Annotated in this window: 19 protein-coding genes; 7 read left to right on the top strand and 12 right to left on the bottom strand. The window is 75.9% G+C overall.

What is annotated here, in order from left to right:
* Positions 1-16: 16 nt before the first annotated feature.
* The 3 genes from BUB17_RS17955 to BUB17_RS17945 all read right to left on the bottom strand — a co-directional run bounded on the left by BUB17_RS17955 (position 17) and on the right by BUB17_RS17945 (position 2334).
* Positions 17-1243 carry an RNA polymerase sigma factor gene (locus BUB17_RS17955; protein ID WP_072920050.1) on the bottom strand — a complete coding sequence of 409 codons (1227 nt, stop codon included), beginning with the start codon at positions 1241-1243 and terminating at the stop codon, positions 17-19.
* A gap of 4 nt (positions 1244-1247) precedes the next feature.
* Positions 1248-1598 carry a YciI family protein gene (locus tag BUB17_RS17950; RefSeq protein ID WP_072920049.1) on the bottom strand — a complete coding sequence of 117 codons (351 nt, stop codon included), beginning with the start codon at positions 1596-1598 and terminating at the stop codon, positions 1248-1250.
* A gap of 97 nt (positions 1599-1695) precedes the next feature.
* Positions 1696-2334, bottom strand: coding sequence for a GNAT family N-acetyltransferase (locus BUB17_RS17945; protein ID WP_244277346.1), 639 nt, complete (start codon positions 2332-2334; stop codon positions 1696-1698).
* Between the two features lie 115 nt (positions 2335-2449).
* On the opposite strand from BUB17_RS17945, the gene BUB17_RS17940 reads away from it, so the two are divergent.
* From BUB17_RS17940 to BUB17_RS17930, 3 genes are read left to right on the top strand one after another with little or no spacing between them, the layout of a single operon-like run.
* Positions 2450-5044, top strand: a complete 2595-nt coding sequence (locus tag BUB17_RS17940) for a molybdopterin oxidoreductase family protein (RefSeq protein ID WP_072920048.1) — start codon at positions 2450-2452, stop codon at positions 5042-5044.
* Complete coding sequence (nirB, locus tag BUB17_RS17935; protein WP_072920047.1) at positions 5044-7599, top strand: nitrite reductase large subunit NirB; 2556 nt, start codon at positions 5044-5046, stop codon at positions 7597-7599. The genes BUB17_RS17940 and nirB overlap by 1 nt, the downstream gene beginning before the upstream one ends.
* On the top strand, positions 7596-8015 hold the full coding sequence (locus BUB17_RS17930) for a Rieske (2Fe-2S) protein (protein WP_083606410.1): 420 nt from the start codon (positions 7596-7598) through the stop codon (positions 8013-8015). Before nirB ends, BUB17_RS17930 begins: the two co-directional genes overlap by 4 nt.
* 172 nt (positions 8016-8187) lie before the next feature.
* On the opposite strand, the gene BUB17_RS17925 is transcribed toward BUB17_RS17930, so the two are convergent.
* Both BUB17_RS17925 and BUB17_RS17920 read right to left on the bottom strand, forming a co-directional pair.
* Positions 8188-9162 (bottom strand): methyltransferase, encoded by a 975-nt coding sequence (locus tag BUB17_RS17925; RefSeq protein ID WP_072920046.1) that lies wholly within the window; start codon positions 9160-9162, stop codon positions 8188-8190.
* A 41-nt stretch (positions 9163-9203) separates the two neighbouring features.
* A complete protein-coding gene (locus BUB17_RS17920) occupies positions 9204-9806 on the bottom strand; it encodes a helix-turn-helix domain-containing protein (protein ID WP_072920045.1) in 603 nt (200 codons plus the stop codon).
* Positions 9807-9864: 58 nt separating this feature from the next.
* Here BUB17_RS17920 and BUB17_RS17915 point away from each other — a divergent pair, with 58 nt between their 5' ends.
* Positions 9865-10506, top strand: a complete 642-nt coding sequence (locus BUB17_RS17915; RefSeq protein WP_141243079.1) for a class I SAM-dependent methyltransferase — start codon at positions 9865-9867, stop codon at positions 10504-10506.
* Between the two features lie 2 nt (positions 10507-10508).
* Here the strand turns inward: BUB17_RS17915 and BUB17_RS17910 are convergent, their stop codons facing one another.
* From BUB17_RS17910 to BUB17_RS17895, 4 genes are all read right to left on the bottom strand, one after another.
* A complete protein-coding gene (locus tag BUB17_RS17910; RefSeq protein WP_072920044.1) occupies positions 10509-10916 on the bottom strand; it encodes a hypothetical protein in 408 nt (135 codons plus the stop codon).
* The gene (locus BUB17_RS17905) at positions 10913-11722 is read right to left on the bottom strand and encodes a hypothetical protein (protein ID WP_072920043.1); all 810 of its coding nucleotides are present in this window, start codon (positions 11720-11722) and stop codon (positions 10913-10915) included. Before BUB17_RS17905 ends, BUB17_RS17910 begins: the two co-directional genes overlap by 4 nt.
* Positions 11719-12219 carry a SigE family RNA polymerase sigma factor gene (locus BUB17_RS17900; protein WP_072920042.1) on the bottom strand — a complete coding sequence of 167 codons (501 nt, stop codon included), beginning with the start codon at positions 12217-12219 and terminating at the stop codon, positions 11719-11721. The genes BUB17_RS17905 and BUB17_RS17900 overlap by 4 nt, the downstream gene beginning before the upstream one ends.
* A gap of 110 nt (positions 12220-12329) precedes the next feature.
* Positions 12330-13127 (bottom strand): hypothetical protein, encoded by a 798-nt coding sequence (locus tag BUB17_RS17895; protein WP_072920041.1) that lies wholly within the window; start codon positions 13125-13127, stop codon positions 12330-12332.
* A 149-nt stretch (positions 13128-13276) separates the two neighbouring features.
* Here BUB17_RS17895 and BUB17_RS17890 point away from each other — a divergent pair, with 149 nt between their 5' ends.
* A complete protein-coding gene (locus tag BUB17_RS17890; protein WP_072920040.1) occupies positions 13277-14662 on the top strand; it encodes a nitrate/nitrite transporter in 1386 nt (461 codons plus the stop codon).
* Positions 14663-14740: 78 nt separating this feature from the next.
* Here BUB17_RS17890 and BUB17_RS17885 read toward each other — a convergent pair whose 3' ends face one another.
* From BUB17_RS17885 to BUB17_RS17875, 3 genes are all read right to left on the bottom strand, one after another.
* On the bottom strand, positions 14741-15871 hold the full coding sequence (locus tag BUB17_RS17885; RefSeq protein ID WP_083606409.1) for a uroporphyrinogen-III synthase: 1131 nt from the start codon (positions 15869-15871) through the stop codon (positions 14741-14743).
* Between the two features lie 94 nt (positions 15872-15965).
* Complete coding sequence (locus BUB17_RS17880) at positions 15966-17444, bottom strand: PP2C family protein-serine/threonine phosphatase (RefSeq protein ID WP_083606408.1); 1479 nt, start codon at positions 17442-17444, stop codon at positions 15966-15968.
* Positions 17441-18202, bottom strand: coding sequence for a GAF and ANTAR domain-containing protein (locus BUB17_RS17875; protein WP_072920073.1), 762 nt, complete (start codon positions 18200-18202; stop codon positions 17441-17443). The genes BUB17_RS17880 and BUB17_RS17875 overlap by 4 nt, the downstream gene beginning before the upstream one ends.
* 149 nt (positions 18203-18351) lie before the next feature.
* On the opposite strand from BUB17_RS17875, the gene BUB17_RS17870 reads away from it, so the two are divergent.
* Together BUB17_RS17870 and infC are read left to right on the top strand one after the other, a co-directional pair.
* Positions 18352-18837 (top strand): PH domain-containing protein, encoded by a 486-nt coding sequence (locus BUB17_RS17870; protein WP_083606407.1) that lies wholly within the window; start codon positions 18352-18354, stop codon positions 18835-18837.
* Between the two features lie 401 nt (positions 18838-19238).
* Positions 19239-19862, top strand: a complete 624-nt coding sequence (gene infC / locus BUB17_RS17865) for a translation initiation factor IF-3 (RefSeq protein ID WP_072920039.1) — start codon at positions 19239-19241, stop codon at positions 19860-19862.
* The last annotated feature ends 44 nt before the right edge of the window (positions 19863-19906 follow it).

The raw sequence follows: 19906 nt of genomic DNA, 5'->3' as shown, positions 1-19906 counted from the left end.
GGCAACTCGGGCGGGCTCAGCCGGCGCCGGCGATCTCGGCCCGCCGTCGCTCCAGGAAGGCCCGCTCGGTCGCGTTGCCGGCCAGCGCGAGCGCCTCGTCGTAGGCCGCGGCGGCCTCGGCGTCCCGCCCCAGCCGGCGCAGCAGGTCGGCCCGGACGGCGGGCAGCAGGTGCGAGCGCGGCAGGTCCAGCGCGTCGACCAGCGCCAGCGCCGCCGCGGGGCCGTCGACCTCGGCCACCGCGACCGCGCGGTTCAGCGCCACCACCGGGCTCGGCGTGAGCGCCATCAGGTGGTCGTAGAGGGCGAGCACCTGGCGCCAGTCGGTCTCCTCCGGGGACGCGGCGTCGCTGTGCACGGCCTGGATCGCCGCCTGCACCTGGTACGGCCCGGGGGCGCCGCGCCGCAGGCAGCGGCGCACCAGCAGCTGCCCCTCGGTGATCAGGTCGGCGTCCCACCGGGACCGGTCCTGCTCGGGCAGCGGCACCAGCGACCCGTCCGGCGCCACCCGGGCCGACCGGCGCGACTCGCTCAGCAGGACGAGCGCCAGCAGGCCGAGGACCTCCGGCTCGTCGGGCATCAGCTCGGCCAGCTCGCGGGCCAGCCGGACCGCCTCCGCGCACAGGTCGGTGCGCACCAGCCGGTCCCCGGCGGATGCCGTGTGCCCCTCCGAGTACACGAGGTAGACGACCGCCAGGACGCCGGACAGCCGGTCGGGCAGGTCGGCCTCGGCCGGCACCCGGTAGGGGATGCGGGCATCGCGGATCTTGTTCTTCGCCCGCACCAGCCGCTGGGCCATCGTCGCCTCCGGGACGAGGAAGGCGTGCGCGATCTCCGCGGTGGACAGCCCGCCCACCAGCCGCAGCGTCAGCGCCACGCGGGTGGCCGGCGCCAGGGCGGGGTGGCAGCAGGTGAACAGCATGCGCAGCCGGTCGTCGCGCACGGCGCCCTCCTCGGCCGGGGGTCCGGGGTCGGCGAGCAGGGCTGCCGCGCGGTGCCGGTCGGTGCGGGTCGACTCGCGGCGCAGCCGGTCGATGGCCCGGTTGCGGGCGGTGGTGACGATCCACCCGGCCGGGCTGGGCGGCACGCCGTCGACCGGCCAGCGCTGCACGGCGATGAGGAAGGCGTCCTGCACCGCTTCCTCGGCGGCGTCGATGTCGCCGAGGAGGCGGGTGAGGACGGCGACCGCGCGCCCGTAGGACTCGCGGAAGACCGCCTCGATGTCATGCGTGCGGACGTCGCGCACCGCGTCAGACGCCCCCGTTGGCGATCGGGCGGACCTCCACCGGCAGGGTGGTCGCCCGGGCGACCTCGCGGCCCCAGGCCAGCGCGGCGTCGAGGTCCTCGGCCTCGACGATGGTGAAACCGCCGACGTGCTCCTTGGCCTCCGCGTAGGGGCCGTCGGTGACCAGGAAGTCCTCGCCCGCGGACCGCACCACGGTCGCGGTCTCCGCCGGGTGCAGGCCCGCGGAGAAGACCCAGGCGCCGGCGGCGCGCATCCGCTCGGTCACCGCGGCCACGTCACGCATGATCGGCTCGAGCACCTCGGGCGGGGGCACCGGGCCGTCGGGCTGGATGAGGCTGAGCAGGTACTGCGGCATGGGGATCTCCTCGGGTTCGGCGGCCGGGACCGTACCGGCCGCTCACCCCCTGTACGAACGGCCCGGCCGCAGATCGACACCCGCGGGGAGAGATGTTTCAGGACGACTGCGGGCGCACCAGCAGCCACATCGGCAGGGTGCCGTCGGAGCTCTCCATCGCGCGGTCGATGTCGAATCCGAGACGTCGCAGGAACCGGACCGCGGCCCAGGTCGAGACGACCGCGGCGGCGGGCACTCCGGTCGTGTCGCAGTGGGTGAGCGCCGGCTGCACGAGCGCGGTGCCGTAACCGCGCCGCCGGCTGCTCGGCCGGGTGCCCAGGTGGGACAGCCACCAGTGCGGCCCGGTCGGGCGGGCGGCGTCGACCAGCTCGCGGGTCCGGCGGACGGCGTCCCAGCGCGAGCCGTGCACGTGCGGCAGCTCGGTGGCCAGCGCGGCGCGGACGTCGTCCGGCACCGGTTGGGTGCCCGGTGCGCCCTCGGGAGCCTCCCAGGTGGCGACGCCGGTGACGTCCTCGGTGACCCAGCCCGTGCCGGCGGAGACCGCGCGGTGGCCGGCGTCGAGCTCGGCGAGCCGGGTCAGCCGCTGGATCCGGCCGTCGTCCGGCAACGCCCAGCGGGCCCAGCGCGACGTGGCCTGCACGAGGGTCAGGGTGGCGGCGATCCGGGGCACGTCGCGCTGCTCGGCGAGGCGGACCGACGGGGCTCCGAGGTGCACGGAGATCACGCGGTCGGCCACCCGGCCAGCGTAGGCGCGGCCTAACAACCGCAGCCGGGACGGCGTGAGGTCTCCGGAACGCAGGCTTGACGCCGATGCCGTCGCCGGGAAACCGGCACCGTCGAACCTCGTCGACGTGACCGCGACCGCCCTGCCCGGAGTGCTCGCCGGGCCCGGCCCGCGTACCCGGACGACGCAGACCCACTGCCCGTACTGCTCGCTGCAGTGCGGCGTCACGATGACCGCCGGCGACCGCCCGGCGACGCTGCAACCGGCCGACTTCCCGACCAACCGCGGCGGCCTGTGCTCCAAGGGCTGGTCGGCCCCGGAGCTGCTCGACCACCCCGAACGGCTGACCCGCCCACTGGTGCGCGCCGTTCCGGGCGACCGCAGCAGCCCGCTTGTCGAGGCCACGTGGGCGGAGGCGCTGGACCGGGTCGTCGCGGCGATCGAGCGGACCCAGGCCGCGCACGGTCGTGACGCCGTCGGCTGCTTCGGCGGCGGCGGGCTGACCAACGAGCAGGCCTACCAGTTCGGCAAGTTCGCCCGGGTCGCGCTGCGGACCAGCGCCATCGACTACAACGGCCGGTTCTGCATGTCCTCGGCCGCGGGTGCGGCCAACCGCGCCTTCGGTCTGGACCGCGGCATGCCGTTCCCGCTGTCCGACGTCGCCGCGGCCGACGTCGTCGTCCTGGTCGGGTCCAACCCCGCCGACACCATGCCGCCGGCGATGCAGTGGTTCGACGAGGGCCGGGCCCGCGGCGCCCAGCACGTCGTCGTCGACCCCCGCCGGACGGCGACCGCCCGCAACGCCGCCCTGCACCTGCAGCCGCTGCCGGGCACCGACCTGGCGCTGGCCAACGGGCTGCTGCACATCGCGATCGCCGAGGGGCTGGTCGACGAGGCGTACGTCGCGGCGCGCACGACCGGCTTCGAGCAGGTCCGGGAGGGGGTCGGGGCCTACTGGCCCGACCGGGTGGAGCGGCTCACCGGCGTCCCCGTCGCCGACCAGCGCCGCACCGTCTTCGCCCTGGCCCGGGCCGAGCGGGCCATCGTGCTGACCGCGCGCGGCGCCGAGCAGCACCGCAGCGGCACCGACACCGCGCAGGCGTGGATCAACCTGGCGCTGGCCCTCGGCCTGCCCGGCCGCGAGGGCAGCGGCTGGGCCACCGTCACCGGTCAGGGCAACGGGCAGGGCGGCCGCGAGCACGGGCAGAAGGCCGACCAGCTGCCCGGCTACCGCAAGCTCGCCGACCCCGCGGCCCGCGCCTACGTCGCCGCCGTCTGGGGCGTCGACCCCGACGACCTGCCGATGCCGGGGAAGAGCGCCTTCGAGCTGCTCGACGCGCTCGGCACCGACGGCGGCGTGCGCACGCTGCTGGTGCTCGCCTCCAACGTCGCGGTCTCCGCCCCGGACGCCCGCCGGGTGATCAGCCGCCTGACCGACCTGGACTTCCTCGCGGTCAGCGACTTCTTCCTCTCCGAGACCGCCGAGCTCGCCGACGTCGTCCTGCCCAGCGCCATGTGGGCCGAGGAGGACGGCACGATGACCAACGTCGAGGGCCGGGTGATCCGCCGCCGGCGCGCGCTGGACCCGCCCGACGGCGTCCGCGACGACCTGCAGCTGCTCGCCGAGCTGGCGGCGCGGCTGGGCGCCGGGCACCTGTTCTCCGCCGATCCGGAGACGGTGTTCGCCGAGCTCGGCCGCGCCAGCGCCGGGGGAGCGTCCGACTACGCCGGCATCACCTACCGGCGCATCGACGAGGAGCAGGGGGTCTTCTGGCCCTGCCCCGCGCCGGAGCACCCGGGCACGCCGCGGCTGTTCCTCGACCGCTTCGCCACCCCGGACGGGCGGGCCCGCTTCCTGCGCGTCGAGCACGTCGAGGCGCACGAGCGGCCCGACGCGGAGTACCCCTACGTGCTCACCACCGGCCGGGTGCTGGCGCAGTACCAGTCGGGCACCCAGACCCGCCGCTCGCGCAGCCTGCAGCTGGTCGCCCCGCTGCCGCGCGCCGAGCTGCACCCGCACCTCGCCCGCCGCCTGGGCATCGGCCCGGACGACGTGGTCGAGCTGGCCACCCGCCGCGGCCGGGCCCGCTTCTCGGCGCACCTGTCCGACGACGTCCGCCCCGACGTCGTCTTCGCCCCCTTCCACTGGGGCGGCGGCTCGTCGGCCAATGCGCTGACCGACCCGGCGCTGGACCCCACGTCGGGGATGCCGGCCTTCAAGGTCTGCGCGGTCGCCGTCACCCGCGTCGCCGGCCCGGTCGAGCGGCTGTCCGCCCCCGACGCCGCCACCCAGCCCGGGACCCGTCCCCACGAGCAGCCCGCGGCGCGCACCCCGCTCCCGCCGTCTCGCCCCGTCCCGAGGAGGACCCCCCGCGTGAAGAGCACACCCCGTTTCCTGCAAGGCGTGTACCCGATCACGGGGGAGGGCCTGGACAAGCCGGGCCCGGTCGACCCCGCGCTGCGCTACACCGTGCCGTCGGGCGCCACGGCACAGGCGCTGTACTTCCGCGGCGGCAACTCCACCGACCACCTGGTGTACGTGCTGCTGGTCCGCGACGGGGTGCCGGTGCGCTGGTTCCCGATCGGCGCCAAGGGCGACGTGCACGTCCCGTTGCGGGTCGTCGAGGACCTGCCCGGCGGCACGGTCGTCGAACTGCAGGCGGCCGCGCCCATCGGCGTCACCGGCGAGCTGGTCGTCGACCTCGGGCTGGTGGAGGTCTGATGACCGTGTTGGGTGGCCGGCCGGCCGGCCTGACGTCCCTCCACTTCGACGACGAGCTCGACCCCCGCGCCCGGCTGGTCGTGGTGGGCAACGGCATGGCCGGCGCCCGCCTGGTCGAGGAGGTGCTCGAGCGCGGCGGAGCCGAGCAGTTCCGCATCACCGTCATCGGCGACGAGCCGCACGGCAACTACAACCGGATCATGCTCTCGCCGGTGCTGGCGGGGGAGTCGCACGAGGACGACATCGTCCTCAACAGCCACGACTGGTACGCCGACAACGGCGTGCACCTGCGGGCCGGCGTCCGGGCCGAGCGCATCGACACCGCTGCGAAGACCGTGCTCGGTTCCGACGGCAGCATCACGCCCTACGACCACCTGGTGCTGGCCACGGGCAGCTACTCGTTCATCCCGCCCATGGCCGGCGTGCGCACCGCGGACGGCGACCTGCTGCCCGGCGTGTACGGCTTCCGCACCATCGACGAGACCCGCGCCCTGCTGGAGGCCACCGGCCGATGCCGGAAGGCGGTCGTCATGGGCGGCGGGCTGCTCGGCCTGGAGGCGGCCCGCGCGCTGCAGGGCCACGGGCTGCAGGTCGACCTGGTGCACGCCATGCCGTACCTGATGAACATGCAGCTCGACGCCGAGGCCGGCGCGATCCTGAAGAGGAGCGTCGAGGCGCTGGGCATCACGGTGCACTGCGACGTCCTGGCCACCGACGTCCTGGCCACCGAGGTGCTGGGCACCGAGCGCGTCGGGGGCGTCGTCCTCAAGGACGGCCGCCGGCTGGACGCCGACCTGCTCGTCGTCGCCGCCGGCGTGCGGCCGAACAGCGACGTCGCCGTCCGATCAGGGCTCGAGGTCGAGCGCGGCATCGTCGTGGACGACCAGCTGCGCACCGACGACCCCGACGTCTACGCCATCGGCGAGTGCGCCCAGCACCGCGGCTCGGTCTACGGCCTCGTGGCGCCTGCCTGGGAGCACGCGAAGGTGCTCGCCGACGTCCTGACCGGCGCCGACCCGGACGCCGAGTACCACGGCAGCCGGACGGCGACCAAGCTCAAGGTGGCCGGGGTCGACGTCGCCACCATGGGGGTCAACACCCCCGAGCGGGACGACGACGAGTTCCTGGTCATCTCCGAGCCCAGGCGCGGGGTGCACCTGTCGGTGGTCATCCGCGACGACGTGCTGGTCGGCGCCACCCTGCTCGGCGACACCCGCAAGGTCGCCTTCCTCACCCAGGCCTTCGACCGGGGCGCGCCGCTGCCCGAGGAGCGGATCCGGCTGCTGGTCGACCTGTCCGACGGCTCTGGTTCATCGGAGGGGCGTGAGCCCCGCGTCGCCGAGATGCCGGCCGACTCCCAGGTCTGCAACTGCAACGGCGTCTCGAAGGGCGACATCTGCGGTGCCGTCGCCGGCGGGTGCGGCAGCGTCGGCGCGGTCATGGACGCCACCCGCGCCGGCAAGGGCTGCGGCTCCTGCAAACGCCTCGTCGAGCAGATCGTCGAGTGGGCCGCCGACGGGGACCTCGCCGATGACCCGGCCGCCTCCTACTACGTGCCCGGCATCCCGCTGGCCAAGCCGGAGCTGATGGCCGCCATCCGCGAGCAGGACCTGCGCAGCGTCTCGGCGGTCTTCGCCGCGCTCGCCCCCGGCGGCAAGGAGGACGCGAAGTCGAAGATGGGCCTGACCTCGCTGCTCAAGATGCTCTGGGGCGTGGACTTCGTCCCGGAGAAGGACGGCGAGTTCATCAACGACCGGGTGCACGCCAACATCCAGCGCGACGGCACCTTCTCCGTCGTCCCGCAGATGAAGGGCGGCGTCACCACCCCCGCTCAGCTGCGCCGCATCGCCGAGGTCGCCGAGAAGTACGAGGTCCCGATGGTCAAGGTGACCGGCGGGCAGCGCATCGACCTGCTGGGGGTCCGCAAGGAGGACCTGCCGGCGGTGTGGGACGACCTGGGCATGCCGTCCGGGTACGCCTACGGCAAGAGCTTCCGCACCGTGAAGACCTGCGTGGGCAGCGACTTCTGCCGCTTCGGCCTGGGCGACTCCACCCAGCTCGGCATCGACCTGGAGACCCGGTTCCAGGGCATCGAGAGCCCGGCGAAGATGAAGCTCGCCGTCGTCGGCTGCCCCCGCAACTGCGCCGAGGCCTACGTCAAGGACGTCGGCGTCGTGGCCGTCGGCAACGGCACGTGGGAGGTCTACGTCGGCGGTGCCGCCGGGGCCACCGTCCGCAAGGGCGACCTGCTGGCCACCGTCGACTCCCCGCAGGAGGTGCTCCGGCTCACCGGCCGGTTCCTGCAGTACTACCGGGAGAACGCCAACTGGCTGGAGCGCACCTACGACTTCGTGCCGCGGGTCGGCCTGGGGCGGATCCGGTCGGTGCTGCTCGAGGACAGCGAGGGGATCGTCGCGCAGCTGGACGCGAACATGCAGAGGTCGGTCGACGCCTACACCGACCCCTGGGGGCAGGACGGCAAGGAGCCGGCCACCCCCGGCCAGTTCCGCAGGTCGCTGCCGCTGGTCGCGCTGCCGGAGGTGCCGGTCCGATGAGCGCCACGACACGGTTGAGGCACCTCGAGGCCGCCCGGCCCACGACGCCGGGGACCGATCCCGGGAGCCCGGCCGGCGAGGTCCGCACCCCGGGTCCGGCACCGCTCCTGCGCGGCGAGGCGTACGCCGTCGGGCGGGTCGAGGAGGTGCCGCCGGGGGAGGGGCGGGCGTTCGTGGCCGGGGGCGTGCCGGTCGCCGTCTTCCGGCTGCGGGACGGCTCGCTGCACGCCACCCAAGCCGCCTGCCCGCACGCCGGGGGTCCGCTGGCCGACGGGCAGACCGACGTCGACGTGCTCGTCTGCCCGCTGCACCTCTACGCCTACCGGTGGACCGACGGCGCCTCGACGTCCGGGGCCGCGCCGGTCCGGGTCTACCCGGTGCGTGATTCCGCCGGCGAGATCCTCGTCGAGGTGTGAGGGAGGACCCGTCTGCCCTCGCCCTCCTCACCGCGGCGGTGATCATGGGGTTGCCGCCGCCCCTGTCGGCGTGTCCGCGCGTGTCGGCGGGAACAACCCCATGATCAACTCGGCGGGGGGAGGACGTCGCCGTGCCCGTCCGTGGAGGTGCGCCGCGGACGGGCCCGGCGGCCTACGCCGGGCGCACCTCGAGCACGTGCACCCCGGCATCGGTCGGGACGTCGCGGGTGAGCCGCAGCCCGGCCGCCTCGCACAGGGCGGCGTACTCCGCGGCGGTGCGCTCGCGGCCGGGCAGCAGCACAAGCACGTGCAGGTCCATCCGCACCGCGGCCGGGTCGTCGGCGGCGCGCTCCGGCAGCACCGCCTCCACCACCAGCAGCACCGAGTCCGGCCGCATCGCCGTCCGGCACACGGTGAGCACCCGGCGTGCGGCGTCGTCGTCCCAGTCGTGCAGGACCCGGGACAGCAGGTAGGCGTCGGAGCCGGCCGGCACCTGCTCGAAGAAGTCGCCACCGACCGCGGGCAGGTCCGAGCCGGCGACGACCTCCGGCCGGTCGAACAGCAGCACGTCGGCGGACGGCGCCCGTTCCCGGACCGCCCGCAGCAGCAGGCCGGGCCCGCCGCCCACGTCGACCACCGAGGCGAAGCCGGAGACGTCGTAGGCGGCCACCACCGCACCGGCCTCCCGAGCCGAGCGGTCGGCCATCGACGCGCGGAACGCCGCCAGCCGTGTCGGCTCGGCCGCGAGGGCGTCGAAGAAGGGCTGTCCCTCGGCGAGCTCGAACGGCGTCCCGCCGTCCCGCACGGCGGCGAGGAGCCCGGCGGCGGGCCGGTAGTAGAGCCCGCCGCGGGCGGCCACCGTGCCCTGGAGCGAATCCGGCACCCCGGGCCGCAGCAGCTCGCCGACCGGGCTCAGCCCGAAGCGACCGTCGGGGAGCTCGTCGAGCACCTCCTCGGCGGCCAGCCCGCGCAGCACCCGGTGCAGGAGGCCGGGCACGGCGCCGAGCTCCTGCGCGAGGTCGGCGGCGCTGCGCGGACCGGCGGCCAGCGCGGCGGGGACCCCCAGCGCGACGGCGACGTGCAGCAGCTGGGTGATCAGATAACCGTCGGCGAGCCGGGCCAGCCGGTCGGCTGCGGAGCCGGGCACGACGGCATGGTGGCACCGCCCTCAGCAGGCGGACAACGCACTCAGCGGCGGGGACGGGCGCGCACGTGCATCCGCTCGCCCTGGGGGCCGAACAGCGCGAGCACCTCGGCCGGCTCGCCGTACGGGTTGCCGATCCAGTGCGGGGTGCGGGTGTCGAACTCGGCGACCTCCCCGGGGCCGAGGACGACGTCGTGCTCGCCGAGCAGCAGCCGCAGCCGGCCGGAGAGCACGTACACCCAGTCGTAGCCCTCGTGCGTCTTCAGCTCCGGCTCACCCGCGGGGGTGCGCGGCGCGTAGACCATCTTGAACGCCTGGATGCCGCCCGGACGCCGGGTCAGCGGGACGACGGTCATGCCCCCCGCGGCGGCGCGCGGCCGCAGGTGCACCCGCGGATCGCCGGTCTCCGGTGCACCGACCAGCTCGTCGAGCGGTACATGGTGGGCGCGGGCCAACGGGAGGAGCAGCTCCAGGGTCGGCCGGCGCTGCCCGGACTCCAGCCGGGACAGCGTGCTCACCGAGACGCCGGTCTCCTCCGACAGCTGCGTCAGGGTGAGCCGGCGCCGCTGGCGCAGCGCGCGCAGCCGCGGGCCGACCGCGGTGAGCACCCCGTCGGTCGTCGCCTCGTCCTCCACCACGGTCGTCATTTGCCAGTCTGGCAACGGCGTCTGTCAAGCCGGCGTCGCCCGGCGGAGGCTGCCGGGCATGGACACGCAGCACGGTGCACACGGCGGGATGAGGTTCGACGAGGCCTCCTGGGAGGAGCGCTACGGCGCGACGCCGGCGCTCTGGAGCGGCCGGCCCAACCCGCAGCTGGTGGCCGAGGCCACCGCGCTGACGCCGGGCCGCGCGCTGGACGCGGGCAGCGGCGAGGGCGGCGACGCGCTGTGGCTCGCCGGCCACGGCTGGCAGGTGACCGCGGTGGACTTCTCCACCGTCGCGCTGGCCCGCGCCGCCGCGCAGGCCGACCGGCTGGGCGCGGAGGTCGCCGGGCGGGTCGAGTGGGTGCACGCCGACCTCACCCGTTGGGCGCCGCGGACGAGCGCTTTCGACCTGGTCTCGGCGCAGTACTTCCACCTGCCGGTGCCCGACCGCGACTCCGCCTTCGCCCGGCTGGCCGCCGCCGTCGCGCCGGGCGGCAGCCTGCTCGTCGTCGGGCACCGGCCCAGCGAGCTGCACACCGGCTCGCCGGAGATGTTCTTCACGGCCGAGCAGGTCGCCGCGGCGCTCGACCCGGCGGCCTGGGACGTCGTGGCCTGCGAGGACCGCCCGCGGACGGCGGCCGGCCCGGCCGGGCACGAGCTTCCCGTCGCCGACACCGTGCTGCTCGCGCGCCGCCGCGCCTGAGGTCAGGGCGCCGGGACGCTCACCGTGGCGGAGTGCGGCCCGCCGCACTCCTCGCTGCCCCCGACCCGCTCCCACTCGAGGTCGGCGCTCAGCTCGGCGAGGACGGCGCTGTCCGGCCCGAGCACGGTGACGTCCACGGTCCCCGGGACGACCATGCCGAGCACCACCCGGGCCACCGCCCCTTCGACCGGGGCGGTCGCCGTGGGCGGGGCGCCGGGAACCCCCGAGGGGTCGCACGGCGTGCCGCAGTCCACCCGGACCGAGCGGCCCTCACCGGGCGGCCAGTCGCCGGCGAGCTCGACGGTGAGTCCGTTGCCCCAGCCGATCGCCGGGCAGGCCCGCTCGACGCCGTCGCAGGCGGTCAGGGCCAGGACGGCGCCGACGGCCAGGGCGGCCCGCCCGCCGCTCACCGGCTCGCGCGGATCGGCTCGACCGCCGCGAGCACCGTGCCGTCCGCGCTCAGGACCTCGACCGTCGCGTTCCCGCCGGGGACGGCCTGCACCGCGAGCCCGTCGTGGAGGGGCAGCTCGGCCAGCGGCGCGCCGTCCCGGTCGAGCACCCGGGCGGCGACGGCCGGGGACGGCGCGACGACGGCCAGCGTCCCGGTGGCGGAGTCCCACAGCGCGGCGGGCAGCCCGGGCTCGGTGGCGACCGGCGCGCCGCGCAGCCGCAGCTCCTCCGGCGCCGCGCCCCGTGGCCCGGCGAACCAGGCGAGGGCGACCGAACCCGTGCCCAGCGCCCGCTCGAGCTCGTCGTCGTCCACCAGCGGCGGCGGCACGGTCAGCGGGCGGGCGACCAGCGCCCAGCGCCCGCCGGGCACGTCACCGGCGAAGAGCACACGCGACCCTGCCGCCGGCGGCGGATCGGCCGCGACGACTCCCGGGTCGCTCCAGGACAGCTGCCGCACCGCCTCGAGGTACTCCGCGTCGTCCGCGAGCGAGCCGCGGGTCGGTCCGTCGCCCGGGGAGGGCAGGTCCCGCACGTCCGGCGCCTCGGCCACCGCGGTCGCCGGCTCCGCTGCCGGCCCGTCCGGCACCAGCACCTGGCCCACCGCCACCGCGGCGACGACCACCGCGCCGACCGCGCCCAGCCGCAGCTGCGTCCGGCGGCGGGCCCGGTGCCGGTGCGCGACCACCGCGGCCAGGTCGGCGCGCGGCGGCGGCGCGGTGGCGTCGGCGAGGGCGGTCAGGCGCGCCCGCAGCTCGTCGTCCCTCACCGCTCCTCCCCACCGGCCGGCTGCAGCGCTGCGAGCGCGGTGCGCAGCCGGGCCAGGCCACGGGCGGTCTGGGTGTTCACCGTGCTGGGCGAGCAGCCCATCAGGTCGGCGGTCTGCTGCTCGGAGAGGTCCTCGAAGTAGCGCAGCACCACCGCCGTCCGCATCCGGGCCGGCAGCTCGCGCAGCGCGGCGCGCAGCTCCTCGTCGCCGTCCTGGTGCGGTGCCGCCGGCCGGTCGGGCACCGACTCCACCACCTGCTCGGTGGTGGACAGCCGGCGCCGCCAGCTCGCGTGCGTGGTGACCAGCACCCGGCGCACGTACGCCGAGGGCGGGCCGGACCGGCTGATCCGGTCCCAGTGCCGGTAGGTCTTGAGCAGGGCGGTCTGCACGAGGTCCTCCGCGTGTCCGCGGTCGCCGGCGAGCAGGACGGCCAGGCGCAGCAGGGCGGCCTGCTCCGCGGACACGAAGTCCGCGAAGCCCCGGTCCCCGTCGCCCACCTACGCCTCCTCTGCCGGCTCCTGCTCTGTACACGCGCCGGGCCCCGCGACGGACCCACAGCGGAGGTCACGGATCGGTTCCGGTCGCCGGCCGGCGGGGGTGCGCGGCGTCAGGCGGGCGGGACGAGTTCGGCCAGCGCCGCGGCGACGTCGTCGTCGCGCACGAAGCCCAGCGCCAGCAGCCGGTGCACCAGCACGCCGCGGCGGGTCGGCCGCAGGTCGGCCGGGCGCAGCCGGGGGAGTGCCGCACCGCCGGGACGCGGCTGGGCCGGCGGCGGGTCGAGCAGGCCGGCGCGCTGCAGGTCGGCGAGGTCCTCCCGAGCCCCCCACGCCATCCAGCCACGGGGGTCGTCGGCCAGCGGGGTCATCGGCAGCGGTGCGCGGTCGCGGCGGCCGACGCCGGCCAGCAGCACCAGCTGCCGCCAGGTCAGCCCGGCGGCGAGGGTCAGCGCCCGCTCGACGAGCGCGGCGTCCAGGTCGGGGGAGGAGGCCACCTCGGCCAGCAGGTAGCCCAGGTGCCGCACCCGCCGCTCGTCGTACGAGGCGCGGGCGGCGGCGACCACGGCCTCGGCGACCGTGTCGGCCGCCGAGCGGCCGCCGGCCCGCGGGGTGAAGAAGCCGTCGGCGCGCACCGGGCGCCCGCTGTGGGCGAGGGTCACACCGTGCTCGACGGCGAAGGCGAGGACGGCGCCGGCGCGGGCCCGCTCGCGGGGGACGGCGGCCTCCGCCGCCTCGTCGGCCGCCGCCCGCAGGCACCGGGCCAGCCGGTCCTCCAGCCGCACCGCCGCGCGGCCGGCCGGGTCGGGCCAGACCAGGGTGGCGGCGTTGCGGCTCATGGTGCCCGCGACCGCGGCACCGGCCTCGAACAGGGCACGGCCGGCCGCAGCAGGGTCCTCCGTCACGGTCACGTCGCCGATCCTCTCCGCTGGCCGGGTCGGTGCGCACGCCGGTGGAGCGTGGCCTCACCACAGGGAGTGTGCGCCGGTGAGCACAACGGAACACGGGTTCTCCCCCGCAGCAACGGCGGGGGAACGACCGGGCACCACCGTTCTGGCCCATGGCCGCCACCAGCCCTCCCACCCGACAGCCGACCGCGCCGCTCGCCGTTCCGACGCGCCCCGGCCGCTGGATCGACGACTGGCGCCCGGAGGACCCCGCCTTCTGGGCGTCCACGGGCGAGCCGGTCGCCCGCCGCAACCTCTTCTTCTCGGTGTTCTCCGAGCACATCGGCTTCTCGATCTGGAGCCTGTGGTCGGTGCTCGTGCTCTTCCTGCCCGAGGCCGTGTACGGCATCGACCCGGCCGGGAAGTTCCTGCTCACCACGCTGCCGACGGCGCTCGGGGCGTTCGTCCGGCTGCCGTACACCTTCGCCGTCGCGAAGTTCGGCGGGCGCAACTGGACCATCGTCAGCGCCGCGCTGCTGCTCGTGCCCACGATCGCCACGGCCGTCGTCCTGGAGCCCGGCGTGGACTACGCGACGCTGCTGGTCGTCAGCTGCCTGGCCGGCGTCGGTGGCGGCAACTTCGCCAGCTCCATGGCCAACATCAACGCCTTCTACCCGAACCGGCTCAAGGGCTGGGCGCTGGGCCTCAACGCCGGCGGCGGCAACCTCGGCGTCCCCGTCGTCCAGTTGGTGGGCCTGCTCGTGCTGGCCACCGCGGGCGTGCAGCACCCGCGGCTGGTGCTGGTCGTGTACATCCCGCTGATCGTCGTGGCCGCCGTCGGCGCGGCGCTGCTCATGGACAACCTGACGACGGCGCGCAACCAGCCGCGGGCCATGCGCGAGGCCACCCGCGAGCCGCACACCTGGATCATGTCGTTCCTCTACATCGGCACCTTCGGCTCGTTCATCGGGTTCGGGTTCGCCTTCGGCCAGGTGCTGCAGAACCAGTTCACCGGCGACTTCGCCACCCCGCTGGCCGCGGCGTCGCTGACCTGGCTCGGCCCGCTGCTGGGCTCGCTGATCCGCCCGCTCGGCGGCTCGCTGGCCGACCGCTTCGGCGGCGCCCGCATCACGTTCTGGAACTTCGCGGCGATGGCCGTCGGGGCCGCGATCGTCTGGACCGCCAGCCAGGTGGGGTCGCTGCCGCTGTTCGTCGTCGGCTTCGTGTCGCTGTTCGTGCTCAGCGGCCTCGGCAACGGCTCGACCTACACGATGATCCCGGCGATCTTCCGCACCCAGGCGCAGCAGCGGGTGGCCGCCGGGGCGGACACCGCCGACGCCGACCGGCACGCCCTGCGCATGTCCGGCGCGCTCATCGGCATCGCCGGCGCGGTCGGCGCCTTCGGCGGCGTACTGGTCAACCTGGCCTTCCGGCAGTCGTTCCTGACCACCGGCACCGGTGACTCGGCCTACCTGGTCTTCATCGCCTTCTACCTGGTCTGCCTCGCCGTCACCTGGGCGGTCTACCTGCGGCCCCGGACCCGGATGTCCGGCGTCTGAGGGCCTCGCCGCTCCGCGCCAGATCTGCACAGTGGCGGCCATCGGGCTCGCGATGGCCGCCACTGTGCAGATCTCGCCTCAGGCCTCGAGCCGGTAGCCCCGCTTCACCACCGTCTCGACCACCCCGGGGCCGAGCGCGGAGCGCAGCCGGGTCACGGCCATCTCGACGGCGTGCGCGTCCCCGCCGCCCGGCAGCCCGGCCACGAGGTCGGTCTTGGGGACGACGGTGCCCGGCCGCGCGGCCAGCGCCCGCAGCACCGCCATCGGGCCCGGCGCCAGCTCCACCACCCGCCCGTCGAGCAGGACGGCGTGCCCGCGCACCTGCAGGTCCCGTCCGCCCACGCGCAGCACCGGGGCGCGCTCGGGCAGCCGGGCGACCACCTCGCGGGCCAGGGCACCGAGGCGGGCCCGCTCGGGCTGCACCGTCGGGACGCCCGCGGCGTCGAGGGGCGCGGCGGTCACCGGGCCCACGGTCACCGGGAGGACGCCGGAGCCGAGCGCGGCGACCAGCTCGGCCCGCAGGCCCAGCTCGTCGGCGACCGTGAGCAGGCTCCCCGCGGCCGGGGCGCTGGTGAAGGTCACCGCGTCGACCGTGCCGGCCACCACGGAGCGGACCAGGCGGCGCACCGGCTCGACGTCCTCGGGCAGCACCCAGCGGTAGACCGGCACGGTGAGCACCTCGGCGCCGGTCGCCCGCAGGGCCGAGACGAAGTCCGGCAAGGGGTCGCCGTGCAGCTGGACGGCGATGCGGCGTCCCTGCAGCGGGCCCTCCGCCCCCGACAGCAGGTGCTCGAGCACCTCGGCCGACGACTCCGACGCCGGCGACCAGGCGTCGACCAGCCCGCCGCCGCGGATGGCGCCACGTGCCTTGGGGCCACGGGCCAGCACCCGGGCGCCGCGCAGGTGCTCGACCAGGGGCAGGTCCCAGGCCTCGGCGGCCTCCAGCCACCCGCGGAAGCCGACGCCGGTGGTGGCGACGACGAGGTCGACCGGCTGCCTCAGGACCTCCCGTGTCGCGGCGACCAGCTCGGTGTCGTCGGCCAGCGGCACGATGCGGATGGCCGGCGCGTAGACCACCCGCGCGCCGCGGCGGGCCAGCAGCGCACCCAGCTCCTCGCGGCGCCGGGCCGCGGTCACGGCGACGGTGTACCCGGCCAGGGGCAGCGGTGCCTCGGTCCCCGGCGGGGCCTCGGGCAGGACATCGGTCACGGTTCCCCCTCGACGACGGCGCACGACGAGCTCGGCGCAGGACCATGGTGCGTCGGCCACGTTGCGGGAGCGTGTCCTGCCGGGGTCGGGCGCCTCACGGTCCCTGCGGCTCCGGTGCCCACCGCGCGAGCAGCACGCTGGCGTCGTCCTGCAGCAGCCCCTCCTGGTGGGCCAGGACGGCGTGCATGAGCCGGCGGGCCGTCTCCGGCGGGGACTGGCCACCGGCGACCTCGCGGGTGAGCAGGTCCACCAGCCGCTCCTCGCCGAACCAGGCGCCGGCCGCGTCCCGGGCCTCGGTGACGCCGTCGGTGTGCACTGCCAGCCAGTCGCCGGGCTGCAGCGCCTCCTCGGCCACGGTGAGGACGCCGGTGCCCAGCCCGAAGGGCATGCGCCGTCCACCGGCGAGCGACTTGACGACCTTCCCACCGCGTAGCAGGTGCGGCGCGGGGTGCCCGGCGTTGACGTAGCGGAGCCGGCCACTGGGGACGTCGAGCTCGGCGAGCACCCCGGTGACGAACGCGCTGCCGGGAAAGGTCTCCGCCACGACCTCGTCGATCGCCCGCGCCTGGTCGTGGATGTCCCGGCCGTCCCGGCGGGCAGTGCGGTAGGCCGACACGGCGGCCGCGACGAGCACGGCGGCGGGCAGGCCATGACCCATGGCGTCGAACGCGGCCAGGGAGACGGTGGTCTCCGACAGCGAGTAGTCGAAGGCGTCCCCGCCCGCCTCGTAGGCCGGTTCCAGGACCCCGGCCAGCACGAAGGAGCCGCTGCCGGCCGTCAGCGGGGGCAGCAGCTGCCACAGCAGCTCGGCCGAGGGCCCGCGGGGCCGGGTCCTGCGGGGCCGCTCGAGCGCGTCGCCGTACTGGCCCATCGACGTGATCAGGGAGCCGACGAGCTCCGCCAGCCACCGGCACTCCTCCCGCAGGCCCGGGTCGTAGAGCTCGGCCGGTGTCCCGACCCGTACCTCGAGGACGCCCACCCGGTGGTGGCCGTCCACGAGAGGCAGCCACAGCCGGAGCAGGCCCTCGGCGTCAGAGGGCAGTGGCCGCACCGTCTGGAAGACCCGGCCGGGCAGGGAACCGTCGATGGGCACCGAGCCGGGGGGCGCGGCACCCCCCGGCAGGAGCGGCCACAGCCGGCACTGCTCGTGGTCGGCGACGTGGACGGACGCCTTCACGCCCAGGGCGGTGCCGGCCTCCGCGACGAGTTCGGGTAGCCGGTCCGGAGGAGCGGCGTGGGCCGCGTCCACCAGGTGCAGCAGCGCGGCGAACGGCCCGCTGGCGCGGCTTGCGCGCAGCGGCGGGCGGTAGGGGACCCGGTGCTGGGTGAACAGCTCGTCGAGCCGCTCGTTCAGTGCGTGCGCGAGCACGTTGACCTCGGCGGGTGGCAGCGACATGAGCCCCTGCACGTGGCCCTCGACCTCGAGGAGGTCCGAGGAGCCGCCGAGCGCGAAGAACCGCGTCCAGAGCTCGTCCATGGTCAGGTCGGCGATCTCGAGGGCCGACCGCAGCGCCCGGCGCTGTTCCTCGTCGAGGAAGTCCTCGGGCCCGGGCGGCCCGGGGCGGAGGCTCACCGTCGTCGGCGGACGGCGGAGTCGACCACCGCCCGGGCGACGTCGGCCAGCGGCACGCCGTCCTCGGAGGAGCGGGACACCAGGATGCCGAAGGCCACGTCCTCGGGCACCCCGTGCCGGGCCATGACGACGCCCTTGGCGGTGCTCACCAGGTCCCGGCTCCGGACCGCCCGCCGCAGCCCCTCGCTGAGCTGCCGGGCGCGCTCGCGGGTCTGGACGTTGGCCACCAGGATCGCCGCCTGCGCCGAGGCCAGCGTCAGCAGACGCTCGCTGTGGGCGTCGAAGGTCCCCGGCTGCCCCGCGTAGACCTTGAGCGCACCCAGTGAGGTGTCCCCGGCGACCATCGGCGCGCTCATGGCGGCCCGCAGCCCGAGCGGGGCCACGGCCGCCGCCCACCGGGGCCAGCGGCGGTCGGTCGTCAGGTCGTCGACACGGACCAGCTGGCGGCCCGCGGACGCGGCCAGGCAGGGCCCCTGGTCGAACTCGTACTGGAGGGCGTCGGCGCGCTCGACCCGGGCGTCGGTGGATCCCGAGCTGCGGCGGCCGCGCTCGTCGACGATGGAGACCCCCGCACCGACCGCGCCGGGGACGGTGTCCAGCGCCATCGAGCTCACCAGGCCGAGTGCGGTCGCCACCGTCTCCTCCGACAGCAGCAGCCCGGCCACGCGGGCGGAGACCGCGGACAGCTCGTCGGCGAGGGGAAGGTCCCGAGCGGGGTCGGGGAAGGGGCGGTCGGGCCCCGGGGGGTCGTGGTGCACGAGCACCTCTCGGCGTTCGGCCGCACGCTCCGCCGGATCTGGACGGGCCTGCAGCGCGAAGCCAGCGTAGTCCCGCGGAGGGGACCCGACCGGCCGGTCCGCGGCCGCGGGGTCGTCCGGCGTCGGCGCCGGCCTGGGAGCATGGGGCCGTGCCGTCCGCTGGTCCGCCCGCCGTCTCCGCCGTCCCCCGCCGGTGGCGGCTGCTCTGCGCAGCGGCCGCCGTCGTCGTGGCCGCCGTCCTGACCTACGTCGGCGTGACCCTGCAGGAGAACGCGACCGGCGTGGCGCGGTTCGACGTCGCCGACCAGGTGGCCGTGGTCGGGCTGGGGCTGGTGCTGGCCGCCGGGCTGCTGGCCCTGGGAAGGCCGCGGGTGGAGGCCGACGCCCGTGGTGTCCGGGTGCGCAACCTGGCCGGCGAGCGCGAGCTGCCCTGGACGGCGGTGCAGGCGATCCGCTTCGACCGTCGCTTCCGCTGGGCGACGCTGCTGCTGGCCAACGACGACGAGTTCGCCGTCCTGGCCATCCAGGGCGCCGACGGCGACCGGGCCGTCGAGGCCGTCGAGGGCCTGCGGGCGCTGCTGGCCGCCGACCGCGCGCAGCAGCCGCCGCCCCCGCCGCTGCTCTACGACGACTGAGGAAGGACCCCCTCCTCCCCACGCCTCGCAGGCTCGGCGTGGGCCCCTGGAGGGTGGCCGTTCCAGCACATCACCGGCCTCGCGGCGGGACCTGCAGGAGGGCCGTTCCAGGTCCTCACCCCGGGGCCGGGACCGGGAATGACTCCGGCCGCCGGGACGCTGTAGCATCGGCGTGCCTCCCCGCTACACGAGGCGCGCGAACCACTGAGCGGCCCCGCCCCGGGCCGCTCGACCAAAGAGGAGCCCGCTCCCACCTGGCGCCGTCGAGGCGTCCAGGTCCCGGATCGCGGAGCCCGGCCACCGGCCGGGCCCGCGGCGTGCACGAGCCCCCGGGCCCGTGCACCCCGGCGAGTGGGCCCCACGAGCAGCTGCTCGTGGGGCCTGTCTCATGTCGGCGTCCGGTGACCGAGCGGGCCCTCCCACGCAGCAGCAGAGGAGAGGCCATCACCGAGCCCCGCATCAACGACCGTATCCGCGTCCCCGAGGTCCGCCTGGTCGGCCCCGAAGGCGAACAGGTCGGCGTCGTGTCGATCGGCGAGGCGCTGCGCCTGGCCCAGGACTCCGAGCTCGACCTCGTCGAGGTCGCGCCCATGGCCAAGCCACCGGTCGCCAAGCTCATGGACTACGGGAAGTTCAAGTACGAGTCCGCCCAGAAGGCCCGCGAGGCCCGGCGGAACCAGGCACTCACCGTGATCAAGGAGATGCGGCTGCGCCTGAAGATCGACCCGCACGACTACGAGACGAAGAAGGGCCACGTCGAGCGCTTCCTGCGGGGCGGCGACAAGGTCAAGATCACCGTGATGTTCCGTGGCCGCGAGCAGTCCCGTCCGGAGATGGGCTACCGGCTGCTGCAGCGGCTGGCCCAGGACGTCTCCGAGCTCGGCGTCGTGGAGTCGAACCCCAAGCAGGACGGCCGCAACATGGTCATGGTGATCGCTCCGCACCGGAACCAGGCCGCGACCGACGCGGCCCGCCGCTCCGCGAAGGCCGAGAGGGCCGCCGAGGGGCAGGGCCCGCAGGCCTGAGGAAGGACCCTCCTGCCCCCACCACTCGCCAGCTCGCGGCGGGG

The organism is Geodermatophilus obscurus (assembly GCF_900143215.1).
In the GTDB taxonomy this organism is placed as follows: Bacteria; Actinomycetota; Actinomycetes; order Mycobacteriales; family Geodermatophilaceae; genus Geodermatophilus; species Geodermatophilus obscurus_A.
This window is presented reverse-complemented; position numbering and strand designations above follow the sequence as displayed.